General features: G+C 75.1%; 15 protein-coding genes. 10 read left to right on the top strand and 5 right to left on the bottom strand.

Annotated features, from left to right (window positions below; translation table 11 throughout):
- The 7 genes from VGB14_05690 to VGB14_05660 all read left to right on the top strand — a co-directional run.
- Window positions 1-355, top strand: a 355-nt coding sequence (locus tag VGB14_05690; GenBank protein HEX9992402.1) for an ATP-binding cassette domain-containing protein, incomplete at its 5' end; no start/stop codon positions are given.
- Between the two features lie 14 nt (window positions 356-369).
- Window positions 370-759 (top strand): PPOX class F420-dependent oxidoreductase, encoded by a 390-nt coding sequence (locus tag VGB14_05685; GenBank protein ID HEX9992401.1) that lies wholly within the window; start codon window positions 370-372, stop codon window positions 757-759.
- 7 nt (window positions 760-766) lie between these two features.
- Entirely contained in the window at window positions 767-1,483 is a 717-nt protein-coding gene (locus VGB14_05680; GenBank protein ID HEX9992400.1) for a PIG-L deacetylase family protein, read from the top strand.
- 3 nt (window positions 1,484-1,486) lie between these two features.
- Window positions 1,487-2,158, top strand: a complete 672-nt coding sequence (locus VGB14_05675; GenBank protein ID HEX9992399.1) for a DUF2461 domain-containing protein — start codon at window positions 1,487-1,489, stop codon at window positions 2,156-2,158.
- Window positions 2,155-2,760, top strand: a complete 606-nt coding sequence (locus VGB14_05670; protein ID HEX9992398.1) for a hypothetical protein — start codon at window positions 2,155-2,157, stop codon at window positions 2,758-2,760. Before VGB14_05675 ends, VGB14_05670 begins: the two co-directional genes overlap by 4 nt.
- Window positions 2,761-2,862: 102 nt before the next feature.
- Window positions 2,863-4,332: a hypothetical protein gene (locus tag VGB14_05665; protein HEX9992397.1), complete on the top strand. Its 1,470-nt coding sequence runs from the start codon at window positions 2,863-2,865 to the stop codon at window positions 4,330-4,332.
- Between the two features lie 84 nt (window positions 4,333-4,416).
- The gene (locus VGB14_05660; GenBank protein ID HEX9992396.1) at window positions 4,417-4,806 is read left to right on the top strand and encodes a VOC family protein; all 390 of its coding nucleotides are present in this window, start codon (window positions 4,417-4,419) and stop codon (window positions 4,804-4,806) included.
- Window positions 4,807-4,965: 159 nt separating this feature from the next.
- Here VGB14_05660 and VGB14_05655 read toward each other — a convergent pair whose 3' ends face one another.
- The 5 genes from VGB14_05655 to VGB14_05635 all read right to left on the bottom strand — a co-directional run bounded on the left by VGB14_05655 (window position 4,966) and on the right by VGB14_05635 (window position 13,081).
- Window positions 4,966-5,781: an MBL fold metallo-hydrolase gene (locus VGB14_05655; GenBank protein ID HEX9992395.1), complete on the bottom strand. Its 816-nt coding sequence runs from the start codon at window positions 5,779-5,781 to the stop codon at window positions 4,966-4,968.
- Window positions 5,778-7,610 carry a DUF2207 domain-containing protein gene (locus VGB14_05650; GenBank protein ID HEX9992394.1) on the bottom strand — a complete coding sequence of 611 codons (1,833 nt, stop codon included), beginning with the start codon at window positions 7,608-7,610 and terminating at the stop codon, window positions 5,778-5,780. The genes VGB14_05655 and VGB14_05650 overlap by 4 nt, the downstream gene beginning before the upstream one ends.
- Window positions 7,611-7,719: 109 nt before the next feature.
- Window positions 7,720-8,853, bottom strand: a complete 1,134-nt coding sequence (locus tag VGB14_05645) for a hypothetical protein (protein ID HEX9992393.1) — start codon at window positions 8,851-8,853, stop codon at window positions 7,720-7,722.
- A 148-nt stretch (window positions 8,854-9,001) separates the two neighbouring features.
- The gene (locus tag VGB14_05640; protein HEX9992392.1) at window positions 9,002-10,177 is read right to left on the bottom strand and encodes a hypothetical protein; all 1,176 of its coding nucleotides are present in this window, start codon (window positions 10,175-10,177) and stop codon (window positions 9,002-9,004) included.
- Window positions 10,178-10,258: 81 nt separating this feature from the next.
- On the bottom strand, window positions 10,259-13,081 hold the full coding sequence (locus tag VGB14_05635) for an ATP-dependent DNA helicase UvrD2 (protein ID HEX9992391.1): 2,823 nt from the start codon (window positions 13,079-13,081) through the stop codon (window positions 10,259-10,261).
- 127 nt (window positions 13,082-13,208) lie between these two features.
- On the opposite strand from VGB14_05635, the gene VGB14_05630 reads away from it, so the two are divergent.
- From VGB14_05630 to arsC, 3 genes are all read left to right on the top strand, one after another.
- Window positions 13,209-14,957 (top strand): catalase, encoded by a 1,749-nt coding sequence (locus VGB14_05630; GenBank protein HEX9992390.1) that lies wholly within the window; start codon window positions 13,209-13,211, stop codon window positions 14,955-14,957.
- Between the two features lie 80 nt (window positions 14,958-15,037).
- Window positions 15,038-15,862, top strand: a complete 825-nt coding sequence (locus VGB14_05625; protein HEX9992389.1) for a PPK2 family polyphosphate kinase — start codon at window positions 15,038-15,040, stop codon at window positions 15,860-15,862.
- Window positions 15,859-16,224: an arsenate reductase (glutaredoxin) gene (gene arsC / locus VGB14_05620; protein ID HEX9992388.1), complete on the top strand. Its 366-nt coding sequence runs from the start codon at window positions 15,859-15,861 to the stop codon at window positions 16,222-16,224. The genes VGB14_05625 and arsC overlap by 4 nt, the downstream gene beginning before the upstream one ends.
- Window positions 16,225-16,258: the final 34 nt, after the last annotated feature.

Here is a 16,258-nt window from a genome sequence, read left to right as displayed (position 1 = left end):
GGTGCGGGAGAACGTCGCGCTGCCCGGCCGGCTGGCGCGCGGCCACCCGTCCGTGCCCGTCGACGACCTGCTGTTCGCGTTCGGCCTCGACCAGCTGGCCGCCCGCCAGCCGAAGGAGACCTCGCTCGGCGAGCAGCAGCGGGCGGCGGTGGCGAGGGCGCTGGCCCTGGAGCCGCGGCTGCTGCTGGCCGACGAGCCGTCGGCCCACCAGAACGCGGCGTGGGCCGAGGCCATCCTCGACGCCTTCCGGCGGGCGGCCGACGGCGGCGCCGCCTGCCTGATCGCCACCCACGACCCCCACGCCCTGCCCCGCATGGACCGGGTGCTCACGTTGCGGGACGGCGAGCTCGTCTAGATAGCGTCCCCGGCGTGCTCGACGAACGCATCCGCGCCCTCGCCGAAGGGCCCAACTTCGCCGCCTTCACCACGCTCCTGCCGGACGGCACGCCGATGACCCACGTCATGTGGGTGGCGGCCGACGAGGAGCACGTGCTGATCAACACCGAGGTCCACCGCCAGAAGTACCGGAACGTGCGGCGCGACCCGCGGGTGACGGTGACGATCATCGACCACGAGAACCCGTACCACTTCGCGGAGGTGCGGGGCACCGTCGTCGACACGGTCACCGGGCCGGAGGCGAGGGCCAGCATCGACGAGCTGTCGATGAAGTACGGCGGCCGGCCGTACCCGGAGGACAGCATCGAGAGCGAGCGGGTGATCCTCCGCATCGCCCCGAACCGCCAGCAGCACCGCGGGTAGCGGGGCGGTGGCGAGCGACCGCGACGTCGAGCGCGCCCTCGTCGTCGCCGCCCATCCCGACGACGTCGACTTCGGCGCCGCCGGCACGGTGGCGACGTGGACCGACGCCGGGATCGAGGTCGTCTACTGCGTGGTGACCGACGGCGACGCCGGCGGCTTCGACCCCGCCGTGCCGCGGTCCGAGATCCCGGCCATCCGCCGGGCCGAGCAGGAGGCGGCGGCCAAGGAGGTCGGCGTCGACCGGGTGGTGTTCCTCGGCTACCCGGACGGCCGCCTCGTGCCCAGCATCGAGCTGCGGCGGGACCTCTCCCGGGTCATCCGCCAGGTGCGCCCGCAGCGGGTCGTGTGCCAGTCGCCCGAGCGCAACTGGGACCGCATCTTCGCCAGCCACCCCGACCACCTGGCCGCGGGCGAGGCGACCGTGTGCGCCGTCTACCCGGACAGCCGCAACCCGTTCGCCCACCCGGACCTCGCCGCCGAGGGCCTCGAGGCCCACACCGTCGAAGAGGTCTGGCTCATGGCCCACGTCGCCCCCGACCGCTTCGTGGACGTCACCGACCACTTCGACCGCAAGGTCGTCGCGCTCCTCGCCCACGTCAGCCAGATCACCGAGCCCGACGCCCTGCCGGGGCGCATGCGGGAGTGGGGGGAGGCGATGGCCGAGCGGGGCGGGCTGCCCGCCGGCCGGCTGGCCGAGGGCTTCCGCGTCGTGCCCACGGCCTGACCGGTGGCCGGGACCGCCGCCTTCCGGGGCTGGCCGCCCGAGGCGCTCGCCTTCTTCGCCGAGCTGGAGGCCGACAACACCAAGGCCTGGTGGGACGAGCACCGCGCCGTGTACGACGACGTCGTCAGGGGCCCGATGGACGCGCTCGTCGCCGCCGTGCCCGAGCGGCACCGGCCGATGCGGGTGTTCCGGCCCTACCGGGACGTGCGCTTCAGCCGGGACAAGCAGCCGTACAAGACGAACATCGCCGCCGTGTCCGAGCGGGAGGGCGGCGCCCACTACTACGTCAGCCTCGACGCCACCGGGCTGGTGGCCGGGGTCGGCTACCCGCACCTCGCCGCCGACCAGCTGGAGCGGTACCGGGCTGCCGTCGACGACGACCGCACCGGCGCGATGCTGGAGGGCGTGGTCGCGACGTTGGAGCGGGACGGGCTCGAGGTCGGAGGGGACGCGCTGAAGACGGCGCCGAGGGGATGGCCGAGGGACCACCCCCGCGTCGCCCTCCTGCGGCGCAAGGGCCTGTACGTGTGGCGCAGGTTCCCGCCGGCCCGGTGGCTCTCGACCCCGCGGGCGCTGGACCGGGTGGTGGGCGCCTGGGACGCCGGCGAGCCGCTCGCCGCCTGGCTCGACGACCACGTGGGGCCGAGCACCCTGCCGCCGCCGGAGGCCCGGTGAGGCCGCCCCGGGCGGTCGTCGCCGCCCTCGTGGCCGTCGCCCTGCTGGCCGGCGCCTGCTCGGGCGACGACGACACCGGCGACGACGTGGGCGGCGCCCTCGGCTCCTCGTCCTCCTCGTCCGCGCCCGCCGGGTCGGAGCCGACCCAGTACGACCGCGACCTCTGCGACCTCGTCTACAGCTGGCGGGGCGAGATCGCCGAGGGCGTCGAGCGGCTGTCCAAGGAGGGCGTGCGGGCGTCGCTCGCCGCCCGCCACGAGCTGGCCGTCGACGTGGTCGGCGACCTCGTCGTGGCCACGTCGACCTTCGCCGACGACGTCGCCGCGCTCGGCGTGCCCGACGACCCCGAGATCGGCCCGGTGGTCGAGCGCGAGCTGACCGAGGGGGCGGCGGCCGCCGTCGCCGAGCTCGAGGCGGCCCAGGCCCGGCTGGACGAGCTGGACGACGCCGACTTCGAGGACCTCGTGTACCGGGGGGCCGAGCTGGCGTCGAGCCTCGAGAAGGCGTCGAGCTACGTCACCCAGCGGCTCGAGATCCTCGCCAGCGACTACGGCGTCACCGGCCCGAACGCCATCTGCGGCTTCGGCCGGCTCGTGGACTAAATCCTTCCTTCGGCTCCCTAAGAATGGGCTAAGTCGGTGTCCCCGGCGGCCCCGGTGGTGTTGTCTGGCCACGTCCGACCTTCTGAGGGAGACGGGGAGCGCATGAACAGGATCATCCGGGCGGTCGTCGGGGGAGCGGTGGGCGTGACCGCCGCCTCCACCCTGCTCGTCGCCGGGGCGCCGGCCGCGGGCGCGCAGGCGGCGCCCGACGGGCGCATCGTCTACGTGGCCGCCACCGGCTTCGGCACCAACTCGACCTACGACATCCACGTGATGAACGCCGACGGCACCGGCGACGTCAACCTGACCCCCGACCCGACGCCCGAGGACGGCGTGGACGACTCCCAGGAGCTCGACCCCGTCTGGTCGCCGGACGGCACCCGGATCGCGTTCATCAGCAACCGGGTCATCGAGACCAACCCGGACGGGAACTACGAGGTCTTCGCCATGGACGCCGACGGGGCGAACGTGACGCAGCTGACCTTCGCCGAGCCCGAGTTCGGCTGGGAGTTCTACCAGAGCTACGAGCCCAACTGGTCGCCCGACGGCACCCAGATCGCCTTCAACGGCTACCGGGCCTGGGGCTCGTCCGAGATCTTCACCGTGCCGACCGACGGCAGCGGCACCGAGTTCCACGTCACCGACGGCGTCGACCCGGCCAACAAGTGGGAGCCCCGCTGGTCGCCCGACGGCTCGGTCATCCTCTTCACGTGGGGCTGGGACGCTTACTCCCAGGACCTGCACACGATCAACCCGGACGGCACCAACGAGGTCGACCTCACCCCGGACACGATCAACACGTCCGAGCGCAACCCGGCGTGGTCGCCCGACGGCACCCGGATCGCCTTCCGGACCGACCGTGACTGCTGCGGCCTGCCGCCCAACGAGAACGCCGAGATCTACGTCATGGAGTACCCGAGCGGCGCGCTCACCCGGGTGACCGACGACCCGGCCCTCGACGAGTCGCCGACGTGGTCGCCCGACGGCAGCCAGATCATCTTCACCAGCCTCCGGGGCGGCGGCTACGACCTCTACGTCGTGGACGCCCCGCCGGTGCCGACGGCCGCCGCCGGCCTCCGGTCGGCCTCCGCCTCGCTGACCGCGGCCGCCGCCGACGGCGCCACCCCGGTCGTCACCCGTGAGGGCAACGAGGAGGACCCGAACTGGGGCGACGCCGGCACGGCCGACGTGACCGCCCCCCGCACGGCCCTGACCCGGCCCCGGGACGGGCGCACCTACGCCCGGGCCGACCTGCGCACGGTGAAGGGCACGGCCACCGACGACCAGGGCGTGACCCGGGTCCAGGTGGCGCTGCGCCGGAACATGGTGGACGGGTCGACGCAGTGGTGGAACGGCTCGGCCTGGGTCGAGGGCGCGGCCGACCGGCCGGTGTGGCGCTCGGCCACGGGCACGACGGAGTTCACCTTCCGCCTGCCGGCGCTGTCGAGGACGACGGGCTCGTCGCCGGTGGCCAGCTACACGGTCCTGTCGAGGGGCGGGGACGCCGCCGGCAACGTCGAGTCGGTCCTGCGGGCCGGCCGCAACCAGGCGACCTTCGAGATCGGCTCGTAGCCGCTCCCGCTGCTCACCCCGCTGTTCCGGACGGGCCGGCGCCTCGGCGCCGGCCCGTTCCGCGTCCGCCGCTAGGGTCGCCCGATGGCTCGGGTGACCGGCATCGGCGGCGTGTTCTTCAAGGCCCGCGACCCGGAGGCGCTGCAGGCCTTCTACCAGGAGCACCTCGGGCTCACCGTGGCGCCGGAGGGGCCGGTCGTGTTCCGGTGGCGCACGGCCGACGACCCGCCGGCGCCCGGCTCCACGGTGTGGGCCCCGTTCGCCGACGACACGACGTACTTCGGGCCGGGCCCGGCCAGCTGGATGGTCAACTACCGGGTCGACGACCTCGACGGGATGCTGGCCGCGCTGCGGGCCGCCGGGATCGAGGTGGACGACGCCGTCGAGGAGATGCCCGGCCTCGGCCGCTTCGGCTGGGCCGCCGACCCCGAGGGCAACCGCTTCGAGCTCTGGGAGCCGGCCGAGGGCAGGTAGCGCGGGGCGCCCCGGCGCCGCCGGCGGGGAGCGGGAAGGAGGAGCCGGGGGACCGGTCGGCGGAGCGGGGGAGCCGGGGGACCGGTCGGTGTCTCGCGGCGCGGGCGGGGGCCGGTCGGCGCGCTGCCGGGGCGCTCGACGCCCGGGCCCTCGGCGGTGTCAGGCGAGGCCGAGGAGGCGGAGGGCGGTGGGGGGGACCGAGTCGTCGCCCCGCGCCAGCATGGCGGCCCGCTCGACGTTGACCGTGTCGTGCTCGCGGTTGGCCCAGCGGTCCCACGGGCCGGGCGGGATGGCCGACGGGTCGCCGGCGGCGTCGACGCAGGCCCGCAGGTAGGCCTGCAGGGCGCGGACCTCCTCCTCGCCGCCGATCGGCCCGTGGCCGGGGACGACGATGGGGGCGAGGCCGGCGACCCCGTCGAGGGCGTCGGCCCAGGTGGCCGGGTCGCCCTGGAAGGCGAGCGGCGTCACCCCGAACCAGCACATCGCCCCGCCGAAGAGGACGTCGGCGCCGGGCACGTGCACGACGAGGTTCTCCCGCATCTGCCCGGTCGTGGGCACGGCGACGACCGCCGCGCTCAGCATGGCCGGCTGGGCGACCACGTGGGTGACGGGCCGGGTGGCGAGGTCGTCGCCGAACTCGTCGGCGAACTCGGGCAGCAGGCGGCGGTAGGCGTCCACGTTGGGCGGCTGGTCGAGGTGGGCGCTCACCTGGCGGGTGCCGTACACGGCGGCCATCCGGAACCGGGGGGTGCCGCCGCAGAACTCGATGTGGCTGCTGGTGAGCACGACCCGCCGGACGCGGCGGCCGAGCTCGTCCACCGCGGCGCCGAACGGCTCCCACTGCGAGCGGACCATGAGGGTGTCGACCACGGTGAGGCCGTCCTCGTCGACGACCACGCCGGCGTTCGGGTGCCCGAAGCGGTGGGGCTCCTGGAGCCAGGCCAGCACGCCGGGGGCGAGGACCTCGAGGCTCACCAGGAGCCGCCGCCCCCGCCGCCCCCGCCGCCGCCCGAGAAGCCGCCGCCGCCGAACCCACTGCTGCCCGACGACGCCGGCACCGACGTGAGCGTGCCCGCCGTCGTCACCGAGAACGAGTCCATGGCGTCGGCGAAGACGACGGTCGTGAAGGCGTGGTGGCCGACGTACCAGTGCTGCTCGGGCAGCTGCCCCTCCAGGCCGGCGAAGGCCTTCGCCCACTTCTCGGTGCACCCGAACACGACGGCGTAGGGCAGGTACTCGGTGAACAGGTGGGCCCGCTCGGCGAACTGGGCCCGCTGGGCCTCGGACTCCTCCATGAAGATGCGGAAGCCGGCGACCCGGCGCAGCACGCCGGTGCCCTTGGCCGTGCGGTGGGGCATGCGCCGGGCGCCGATCAGCAGCAGCAGGCCGAGCAGGGCGACGGGGATGGCGACGAGGGCGGCGTGGGTGAAGATGGCGGTGACGACGACGAGGCCGATGCCGGCGCTCAGCACCAGCGCGCCGATGACCACCCACTTGGCCCGCACCCGGTCGGGACGGCTGGTGAACCAGCCCTGGCGGACGGCGTCCTCGTACAGCGCGTCCTGCACCTTGGTCAGCCGCTGGCGGAACTTGTTGCGCAGGTCGGACAGCTGGACGGTGGTGCCGTCTGCCGCGTCCTCGAACAGCGCGTCGAAGAGGAGGGCCTCGTAGGGCAGGAGGCCGTCGCCCTCCCGCAGCTTGACGAGACGCCAGTCCGGCTTGCCGAACCAGCCCTGCTTCGGGATCTCCTCGATGCGGAGGTAGCCCCGGACGGCGAGGTCGACGATCGTGGCGGTGACGTCGAGCGGGTTGGCGGCCTCGTCGACGAGGGTGCCGACCTGGCCCGGCCGCAGCCCGTCGGGCGGGGCGAACTCGACCGGCGTCTCGGTGCGCTCCATGAGGGGGACGGCCTCGACGGCGCCGGTGGTGTTGCCGAAGGCGATGTCGGTCGGCGAGCCGACGTAGCGGCGGTCCCGGCCGGCGCGCCAGGCGAGGGTGGCGAACCCGCCGAGCACGGCGGCGAGGAGGGCGACGCTGCCGCCCACGGTCGCCGGCGTGACGGCGAAGGCCCGGGCGAAGCTCCAGCGCTCGTCGAGGATCGGCTCGGGGGCGGGCACGGCGCCGGGCTCGAACCCGACGACGACGGTCAGCCCCTGGAACGGGCCGACCGGGCCGTTGGTGAACGACGCCGTCGTGCCGTCCGCCGTGCTGGCGCCGCACGGCAGCTGCGAGCCCTCCGATCCGGCGAAGCAGGTGACCTGGGTGATCCCGCTCGGCGTGGTGACCCTCGCCGTCATCGCCCCGATGGGCACGGACCACTCGTGGCCGACGGCGTTCCAGTACAGCTCGTCGTGGTCGGGGAAGCCGTTGAGGGCGCCGTCGACCCGGTAGCGGATGCGGTACGTGTGGGGGCCGGTGATCGTCTCGTCCTCGTCGCCGATGCGGATCCGCTTGGCGGCGCCCTCGTCCTCGACCTCGTAGTGGTCGGGCGTGCCCTCCGAGCCGTCGACGGACAGGACCTCGATGGGCATCACCCGGTCGTAGCGGTCGTCGTAGTGGAACCGCACGGGGATGTCGCGGAAGATCCCGTGCCGGGCGTTGCCCCCGAAGTCGTAGGCGATGACCTCGGTGACGGTGAGGGCGCCGTCGCTGCCGACGCCGATCTCGACGTCGTAGCGGTCGATGCGCTCCGCGCCGGTCTGCGCCGCCGCGGGGGCCGGGCGCGCCGCCGCCCCGGCCAGGGCCAGGGCGACGACGAGGACGAACAGGGACAGGGTCGGCGCTGCCCGCGCCGGGCGCCACATGCCCCGGAGGGTAGTGGTCGCCCGGCTCGGGCCAGGAGCACCGCCGCCGCCCGGCCCGTCCCGGTCGGCCGGCGGACGTCGAGGCGACCGCCGGCCGGTCCGGTGGGGGTCAGCCGCAGCGGCGCTCGATGAGGGTGTTCGGGAGCACCTCGGTGGTGCGCTCGCCGACGGCGAAGGTCATCGTCCGGCCGGGCACGCTGGCGACGCCGTGGAAGCGCTCGTCGCCGGCGATCGGGGCGGCCGGCACGTCGTGCCAGGACCCGTCGTACACCTCCGACAGCGCCGTGAACCCGAGGTCGTGGCTGCCGGTGAAGCCGACGGCGACGATCCGGCCGTCGGGCAGCTCGTCCACCGACTCGAACCGGGACTCCTCGCCGGTGGGCGGGGCGGGCTGGAACCACTCGCCGTCGCGGAGCAAGGCGATCGGCTGGGTGCCGGCCTCGCTCGTGCGCCACCCGACGGCCCACACCCGGTTCGACTCGGTGATGACCACGTCCTCCAGCGCCGAGCCCTCGGTGCCGAGGTCGGGGACCCGCTGGCGGGCCCAGCTCGTCCCGTCCCAGTGGATCGACAGCGGCCGGTACTGGACCTGGCTGTTCGTCGAGTAGCCGACGGCCCAGGCGAAGCCGTCGTCGGCGACGTCGACGCCGGTGAGGGCGACGAAGGAGGCCGACACGGCCGGGGTCGGCACCTCGACGAACCGGGTGCCGTCGAAGCGGAGGGCCATCATGGCCGGCTGGGCGTCGCGGACCATGCCGACGGCCCAGACGTCGCCGGCGGCGTTGCTCGCCACGTCGAGGAGCGTGCCCATCCGGGTCGACGGCGTGCCCACCCGGCGCCAGGCCGTGCCGTTCCAGTGGATGGCGTAGGGCTTGGTCTCCGAGAGGCCGACGTCGACGTAGCCGACGGCGAACACGTCGTCGGCGGCGAGCATGGTGACGCCGGTGAGGACGGCCTCGGTCGGGTCGGCGATCGGCGTCCGGGCCCACGACGTGCCGTCGAAGTGCAGGGCCAGCGGGCGGGTGGCGCCGTCGACGGCGGCCCACCCGACGGACCAGGCGTCGCTGCGGGTGAGGGCGTCCACGGCGAGGCTGATGTCCAGGTCGCCGAAGGGCGAGTCGGTCGGCATGACCGACCAGTCGGCCGAGCAGGCTGCGTCGGCGGCGGGCCGGACGGTGGTCGTGGCGGCCGCCGGGCCGCCGGCGAGCAGGGCGCCGGCGGCCATGGCGACCGCGGTGGTCACGGCGGCGAGGCGCCGTGGGTGGTGGGCGAGCGTGCGCATGGGATCCCCCCGGTGGACGGTCGGTGACGGGACCAGCGTCCGCCGCCGCCGTCGCGGGGACCCCACGCGGCGGTAACGGTTGTGTCACGGGTCGCCCACCGGGCGGGGGTCAGTCGCAGCGCCGCTGGATGAGCGTCCCCGGGAACTCGTCGCCCCGCTGGTCGCCGACGGCCCAGCTGACGGCCTTCTCCGGCACGGTCGTCACGTCGAACAGGAAGTCGTCGCCGTGCGGGTCGGCCGTCGGCGTGACCTCCCACGTCGTGCCGTTCCAGACCTGGGCGAGGGCGCGGGTGCCGTCCTCGGTGGGGAGGAAGCCGACGGCCACCAGGTCGCCGCCCGGCAGCGGGGCGACCCCCTCGAACCGGCCGGCGTCGCCGACCGGGTCCGACGGCGACGCCCAGCGCCCCTCGTGCAGCCGGAGGGCGAGCGGCCGGTCGGTCGTGCCCTCGGTGCGGCGGCCGACGACCCAGAGCTCGCCGGTCGACGTCCTGGTCACGTCCTCCAGGGCCGAGCCGTTCGTGCCGGTCATCGGCACCCGCACCCTGGTCCACGCCGTGCCGTCCCAGTGGATGGCGAGCGGGCGGCTGCGGAAGTCGGCGTCGACCGTGTACCCGACGGCCCAGGCGTCGGTGGGCGACAGCGCGATCACGTCCTGGAGGGCGACGAAGTCGGTCGTCACCTCGGGCGTGGGCAGCCGGGTCCACTCCGTGCCGTCCCAGTGCAGGACGATCATCGCCGGGTCGAAGCCGCGGTCCATCCCGACGGCCCACACGTCGTCGGAGGCCGTGCCCGACACCGAGGTGAGGTTGGCGATGTGGATGCGCGGCACCGACGTGCGGGTCCAGCGGGTGCCGTCCCAGTGGATGGCGAGCGGGCGGGTCTCGGTGAGGCCGACCGCGGTGTAGCCGACGGCCCAGACGTCGCCGGGGCCGATGATCTCGACGCCGGACAGGACGGCGTCGGTGGTGATGCCGTTCTCGACGTCCTGCCACGACATGCCGTCCCAGCGGACGGTCAGCGGCCGGGTGGCGCCGGTCAGCTCGGTGGTCGAGCCGACGGCCCAGGCGAGGTCCGGGCCGATGGTGTCGACGGCCCGCAGCAGGTCACGGTCGCTGCCCGGGTTCGGGCTCTCGACCACCCGCCACCGGCCGTCGCAGGCCGAGGCGGTGGACACGTCGTCCGACGCCCCGGCGGGCGGCGAGGCGGCGACGAGCAGCGCCCCGGCGCACAGCGCGAGGCAGGTGGCGATGCCGGCCGCCCGCCGGCGCATCGTGGGTCCGTCCATGGTCAGGTGGTCTCCTCGTCGGTCGGGCGGTGCCGCGCGTGGGCCACGGGGCCCCGGCGAGGTGCGCGCACGGCGTCTGCGTCATCGGTCGCCCCCCAGCACGGCGAGCACCTCGTCGCCGTAGCGTTCCAGCTTCGTCGGCCCGATGCCGGGTTGGCGGGCCAGTTCCTCGAGCGTCGCCGGGCGGGCGGCGGCGATCGCCTGGAGCGTGCGGTCGTGGAAGACGACGTAGGCCGGCACGCCGTCCTTCCTCGCCCGCTCGAGCCGCCAGGCCCGCAGCCGCTCCTCCACCGCCCCGGCCTCGGGGTCGGTCAGGGTCACCCGCCGACCGTCGACGATGACCGGCTCGCCCCACCGCACGGTCAGCCGCCCGCCGCGCGCCAGGGCGACGACGGTGCCGGCCGCCGTCCGCCCGTCGACGGTGCCCTCGAACCCGCCCGGCACGGTGACGGCCAGCCCCGGCTCGGCGGCCAGCGACGGCACGGCTGCGGCGGCCCGCCCGTCCGACCGCCGCGGCCCGCCCGCCGGCGCGGCGGGCGCCGCCGCCACCCGCCGCTCGGACTTCGGCGGCGCCGTGCCGGCCAGCTCGGCGAGGAACGGCGACGGGCGGGACCGGTCGCCGAGGACCACGGCCCGCCGCCTCGCCCTCGTCACCGCCACGTGGAGCACCCGGCGCTCCTCCTCCTCGTCCTCGGCGAGGCGGTGAGGGAGCAGCCCGGCCGTCACGCCGGCCACGACGACCCGGTCCCACTCCCTGCCCTTCACCCGGTGGACCGTCGACAGGGTCACCCCGTCGGGCGCCGCCGGCCGGCCGAGGGCGGCCCGCAGCCACGGCTCGAAGGTCGCCGGGTCCGGGTGCAGGTCGGCCACCTGGAGCAGGGCCTCGAGGTCGTCGAGGTGGCTGGAGCCGTCGCCGCCCCGCGAGCCGTCGAGCAGGGTCATCGCCCGCCCGAGGCCGATGCCGTCCCGGACGGCGAGGAGCACCTGGCGGGTCGTGCCGTTGGCGACGGCGAGGGCCACGGCCTCGAGGTCGTCGGCCAGCGCCTCGACCTTCGCCCCGTCCTTCTCCGTCACGGTGCCGGCGATGGCCCGCAGCGACGTGAGCGTGAGCCGGCGGCGGTTGCGCAACCGGTCGGAGAACCACGGCGGCAGGCCCCGGCTCGGGCGGCGCAGCACCTCGACGACGTCGCCGGGCCGGATGGCGTCGGGCGAGGCGCCGATGCGGAGGTAGGCGAGCGCGGCTCGCACCCCGGTGCGCTCGAGCACGTCGGCCCGCAGCACCGACGACACCGGCACGCCCGCCTCGCCCAGGGCGACCTGGGGCGCGAGCAGGAGGGAGTTGACCCGGGTGAGGACGGCCACCTCCGAGGGCACCGCCCCCTCGTCGAGCCAGGCCCGCACGGCCTCGACGACGGCCGTCGCCCCTTCCTCGGGGGCGTGCTCGCGGAGGGCGAGGGCCGCCGGGTCGGGGTCGGCGGCCGGGCCGGGGCGGACGTCCTTCGGGAGGCGCCGGTCGTTGCGCCCGAGCAGCCGCAGCGCGCCGGTGACGACGGCGGCCGGGCAGCGGTAGTTCACCTCCAGCGCGTGCGAGGCGGCCCCGGGGAACAGGTCGCCGTAGTCGAGGAGGAAGGCCGGGTCGGCGCCGGCGTGGGAGTACACGGTCTGGTCGTCGTCGCCCACCCCGAACACGTCGAAGGCCGGCGCCGAGAGCAGCCGCAGGAGCAGGACGTGGGCCGGGGTGAGGTCCTGGAACTCGTCGACGAGGAGGTGGCGGTGGGTGCCCTGGAGGCGGCGGCGGAGCTCGCCGTCGCCGAGCAGGGCGGCGACCGCGCCGTACACCTGCTCGTCGAAGTCGACGGCGCCGGTCGCGGCCAGCGCGGCCCGGAACGGCTCGACCGCGGCGGCCAGGCCGGGCACGTCGTCGCGCGACGCCTCGACGTCCTCGGGGTCGCGCAGGCCGAGGCGCACGAGCGACAGCGCCTCGACGTAGGGGCCGAGCGGGTCGGTGTTCACGCGGCGGCGGGGGAGGGGGACGAGCGAGGCGACGAGGTCGCGGACCTCCCGCTCGTCCATGACCCGGGGCATGCGCCCGTTCGCGGCGGCCACGACGGACAGGCCGAGCGAGTTCAGGGTGCGGGTGCGGGGGTGGACGTCGGCCGTGCGCTCCTCGAGCTGCACCTGGGCCTGCTTGTTGTAGGCGACGGCGAGGACCGCCTCCCGCTCCCAGCCCCGGTCGACGAGCACGTGGCGGAGGCGCTCGGTGAGCACCCTCGTCTTCCCGGAGCCGGCCGGGGCGACGACCCTGGCCGGGCCGGCGCCGTGGGCGACGGCGGCCAGCTGGTCGGGCGCGAGGTCGGCCGACGGGGCGGTGGGCGGCGGCGCCGGGTCGAGCCGGCCCAGGTCGACGGTCTCCCTCGACACGACCGCGCCCCCGACCTCGCCGGGGTCGAGCGGCCCGCGCGGCCCGCCGTCGACCCACGCCGGCCGGCCGCCGGGGAGCACCACGTCGCCGTCCGCGCCGGCGCCCGCCTCCTCCGCGCCGAGGCGGGCGGCCTTGCGGGCCCACCACCACACGGGCTCGCCGCCGCCCCTGGCGTCGTAGGTGTTGGCCCACACGAGGAAGTGGAGCCGGTCGCCCCACACCTCGAACCGGGGGCCGAGGGCCCACGGCGGGTCGGCCCACGAGGCCGGCGACCGGAAGCGGGCGGGGTCGGCGGCGAGGCGGACGACGACCGGCTCCCGCGCCGCCCAGGCCCGGTGCAGGCGACCGACGACCTCCACCGGCTCGGCGACGGCGGCGTCGTCGACCACGACCTCGGGCGCGCCGGACCACGGGGCGGGGACCGCGTCGCCGGCGGCGACCACGACCCCCCGACCGAGGGCGGCGGGACCGGGCACGGGCACGGCCGCCAACTTACGCACGGGGTGTGACACCGTCCGCCCGCCGGGGCCGGGACATCGCGACGTTGTCCGGGTCGGGCGCGGGTAGGGGTGCCCACCCCGGTCCCGAGCGACCCACGGAAGGACGGCAGTGACCGACGAGCAGCAGAACGCCCTCACCACCCGGCAGGGGCACCCGGTCTCGAACAACCAGCAGCAGCGGACGGTCGGCTCGCGGGGCCCGGCGACGCTCGAGAACTACCAGTTCCTGGAGAAGATCTCCCACTTCGATCGAGAGCGCATCCCCGAGCGGGTCGTGCACGCGAGGGGCGCGGTCGCGCACGGCTGGTTCGAGGCGACCGGCACCTGCGGCGACGAGCCGATCGCCGGCTACACCAGGGCGAAGCTGTTCCAGGAGGCCGGCAGGCGCACCCCGCTGAGCGTGCGCTTCTCCACCGTGATCGGCGGCCGCGACTCCTCCGAGACGGCGCGCGACCCTCGCGGGTTCGCGGTGAAGTTCCGCACCGAGGACGGCAACTGGGACCTCGTCGGCAACAACCTGGCCGTGTTCTTCATCCGGGACGCGATCAAGTTCCCCGACGTCATCCACGCCCTGAAGCCGGACCCGGTCACGTTCCGCCAGGAGCCGAACCGGATCTTCGACTTCATGTCCCAGACCCCCGAGTCCATGCACATGCTCCTGCACGTGTTCAGCCCTCGGGGCATCCCGGCGGACTACCGCCACCAGCAGGGCTTCGGCGTGAACACCTACAAGTGGGTGAACGCGGACGGCGAGACCGTGCTCGTGAAGTACCACTTCCACCCGAAGCAGGGCGTGAAGTGCCTCACCCAGGAGCAGGCGGACGGCATCCAGGCCACCGACCTCGGGCACGCCACCCGCGACCTGATGGAGGCCATCGACCGGGGCGAACACCCCGAGTGGGACGTCTTCGTCCAGGTCATGAGCGACGACGACCACCCCGAGCTCGACTGGGACCCGCTCGACGACACGAAGGTGTGGCCGGAGGACCAGTTCCCGCTCCGGCGCATCGGCCGCATGGTGCTCGACCGCAACGTCGAGAACCAGTTCCTCGAGAACGAGCAGATCGCCATGGGCACCGGCGTGCTCGTCGACGGCCTCGACTTCTCCGACGACAAGATGCTCGTCGGCCGGACGTTCTCGTACTCCGACACCCAGCGCTACCGGGTCGGGCCGAACTACCTCCAGCTGCCGATCAACGCGCCGGTCGCCCCCGTGCGCACCAACCAGCGCGACGGCCAGATGAGCTACGCGGTGGACGGCGGCGCCGGCAACCCGCACGTGAACTTCGAGCCGAGCATCCACGACGGCCTCGTCGAGGCGCCCCGGCCGTCCCACGACGAGCAGGGCCCGGTCGTGAGCGGCCGGCTGACCCGCCGCCCGCTCGAGCGGGCCAACGACTACCAGCAGGCGGCCGAGCGCTACCAGCTCATGCCCGACTGGGAGCGCGACGACCTCGTGCTCAACCTGTCCACCCAGCTCGGGCAGTGCGAGCGGGACGTGCAGGAGCGGATGGTCTGGCACTTCCACCTGATCGACGACGACCTCGGGAGCCGGGTGGGCGGCGCCATCGGCGTGTCGGCGGCCGACGTGGCGGGGCTTCCGCCGCTGCCCGGCCAGCTCCTCACCGACGTCGACCGGCGCCGGCTGGCGCAGCTCGGGGACAACCCGCCGCGGGAGCTGATGTCGAAGCAGCTGACGGGCACGTTCGCCTACGACCCGGTCGACCTCGAGACGGCGACGAAGGTCGCCGGCCGGTGGCCCGAGCGGGCACCTGGCGACCGGATCGGCGGCGAGCGGGGCGCCACCACGACCGGCGCCCAGCCGACCGACGGGCTGCCGGCCACCGGCGCCTCCTAGCGTCCCGGCGCCAGCCCGCCCGACCCGGCCCGCCGCCCCGCAGGGGGCGGCGGGCGCGCGTTTGGGGAAGGATGCCGCCCATGCTCGACGGCAACCGAACCTCCGACCGCTGGCGCGTGCCCCCGGGCGCCGCCGTCGACCTCGCCGCCGTCGACACGGCGTCGACCGACGGCGCCCCTGGCCGCAAGAAGGACACCGAGTCCGCCGTGGGCGACCTGCGGGACGAGCTGGCCGACCTGCAGGCCCGCCTGTGGGCCGAGCGGGAGCGGTCCGTGCTCGTCGTCCTCCAGGCCATCGACACGGGCGGCAAGGACGGCACGATCCGCCACGTGCTGCGGGGCACCAACCCGGCGGGCGTGAAGGTCCACGCCTTCGGCCGCCCCACCGACGAGGAGCTGGCCCACGACTTCCTCTGGCGCGTCCACGCCCGCACCCCGGCCAAGGGCGAGATCACGGTGTTCAACCGGTCGCACTACGAGGACGTGCTCGTCGTGCGGGTCAACCGGCTCGTGGACGAGGCGGTGTGGCGGCCCCGGTACGACCAGATCAGGGGGTTCGAGGAGACGCTGACGATCGCCGGCACCCGGGTCGTGAAGTTCTTCCTCCACATCTCGCGGGAGGAGCAGGCGAGGCGCCTCCAGCGCCGGCTCGACCTCCCGGACAAGCGGTGGAAGTTCGAGGCCGGCGACCTGAAGGAGCGGGCCCACTGGGACGACTACCAGGCGGCCTTCGCCGAGGCCCTGGCCCGCACGTCGACCGAGGCGGCGCCCTGGTACGTGATCCCCGCCGACAAGAAGTGGTACCGGAACTGGGCCGTCGCCACGACGCTCGTGGAGCTGCTGCGGGACATGGACCCGCAGTACCCGGCGCCGGCCGCCGACCTCGACGAGATGGTGGTCCGGTGACGGCGGAGGACGCCTGCACGATCTACTTCAACCCGCGCTGCTCCAAGTGCCGCGGTGCGAAGGCGATCCTCGACGAGCAGGGGGTGGCGACCGAGGTCGTCCAGTACCTGGTCGAGGCGCCCGGCCGGGCCGAGCTCGAGCGGCTCATGGGCCTGCTCGGCATCGACGACCCGAGGCAGATGATGCGGACGGGTGAGCCCGTCTACGGGGAGCTCGGCCTCGCCGGCGCCGGGCGGGACGAGCTGCTCGACGCCATCGCCGCCCACCCGATCCTGCTCGAGCGGCCGATCGTGGTGCGGGGCGACCGGGCCGTCATCGGCCGCCCGCCCGAGCGGGTGCTCGAGCTCCTCGGCGAGGGCTGACCGCGGGGGTCAGGCCGCCGGGCGGCCGCCGCGG

The organism is Acidimicrobiales bacterium (genome assembly GCA_036399815.1).
Classification (GTDB): domain Bacteria; phylum Actinomycetota; class Acidimicrobiia; order Acidimicrobiales; family DASWMK01; genus DASWMK01.
This window is presented reverse-complemented; position numbering and strand designations above follow the sequence as displayed.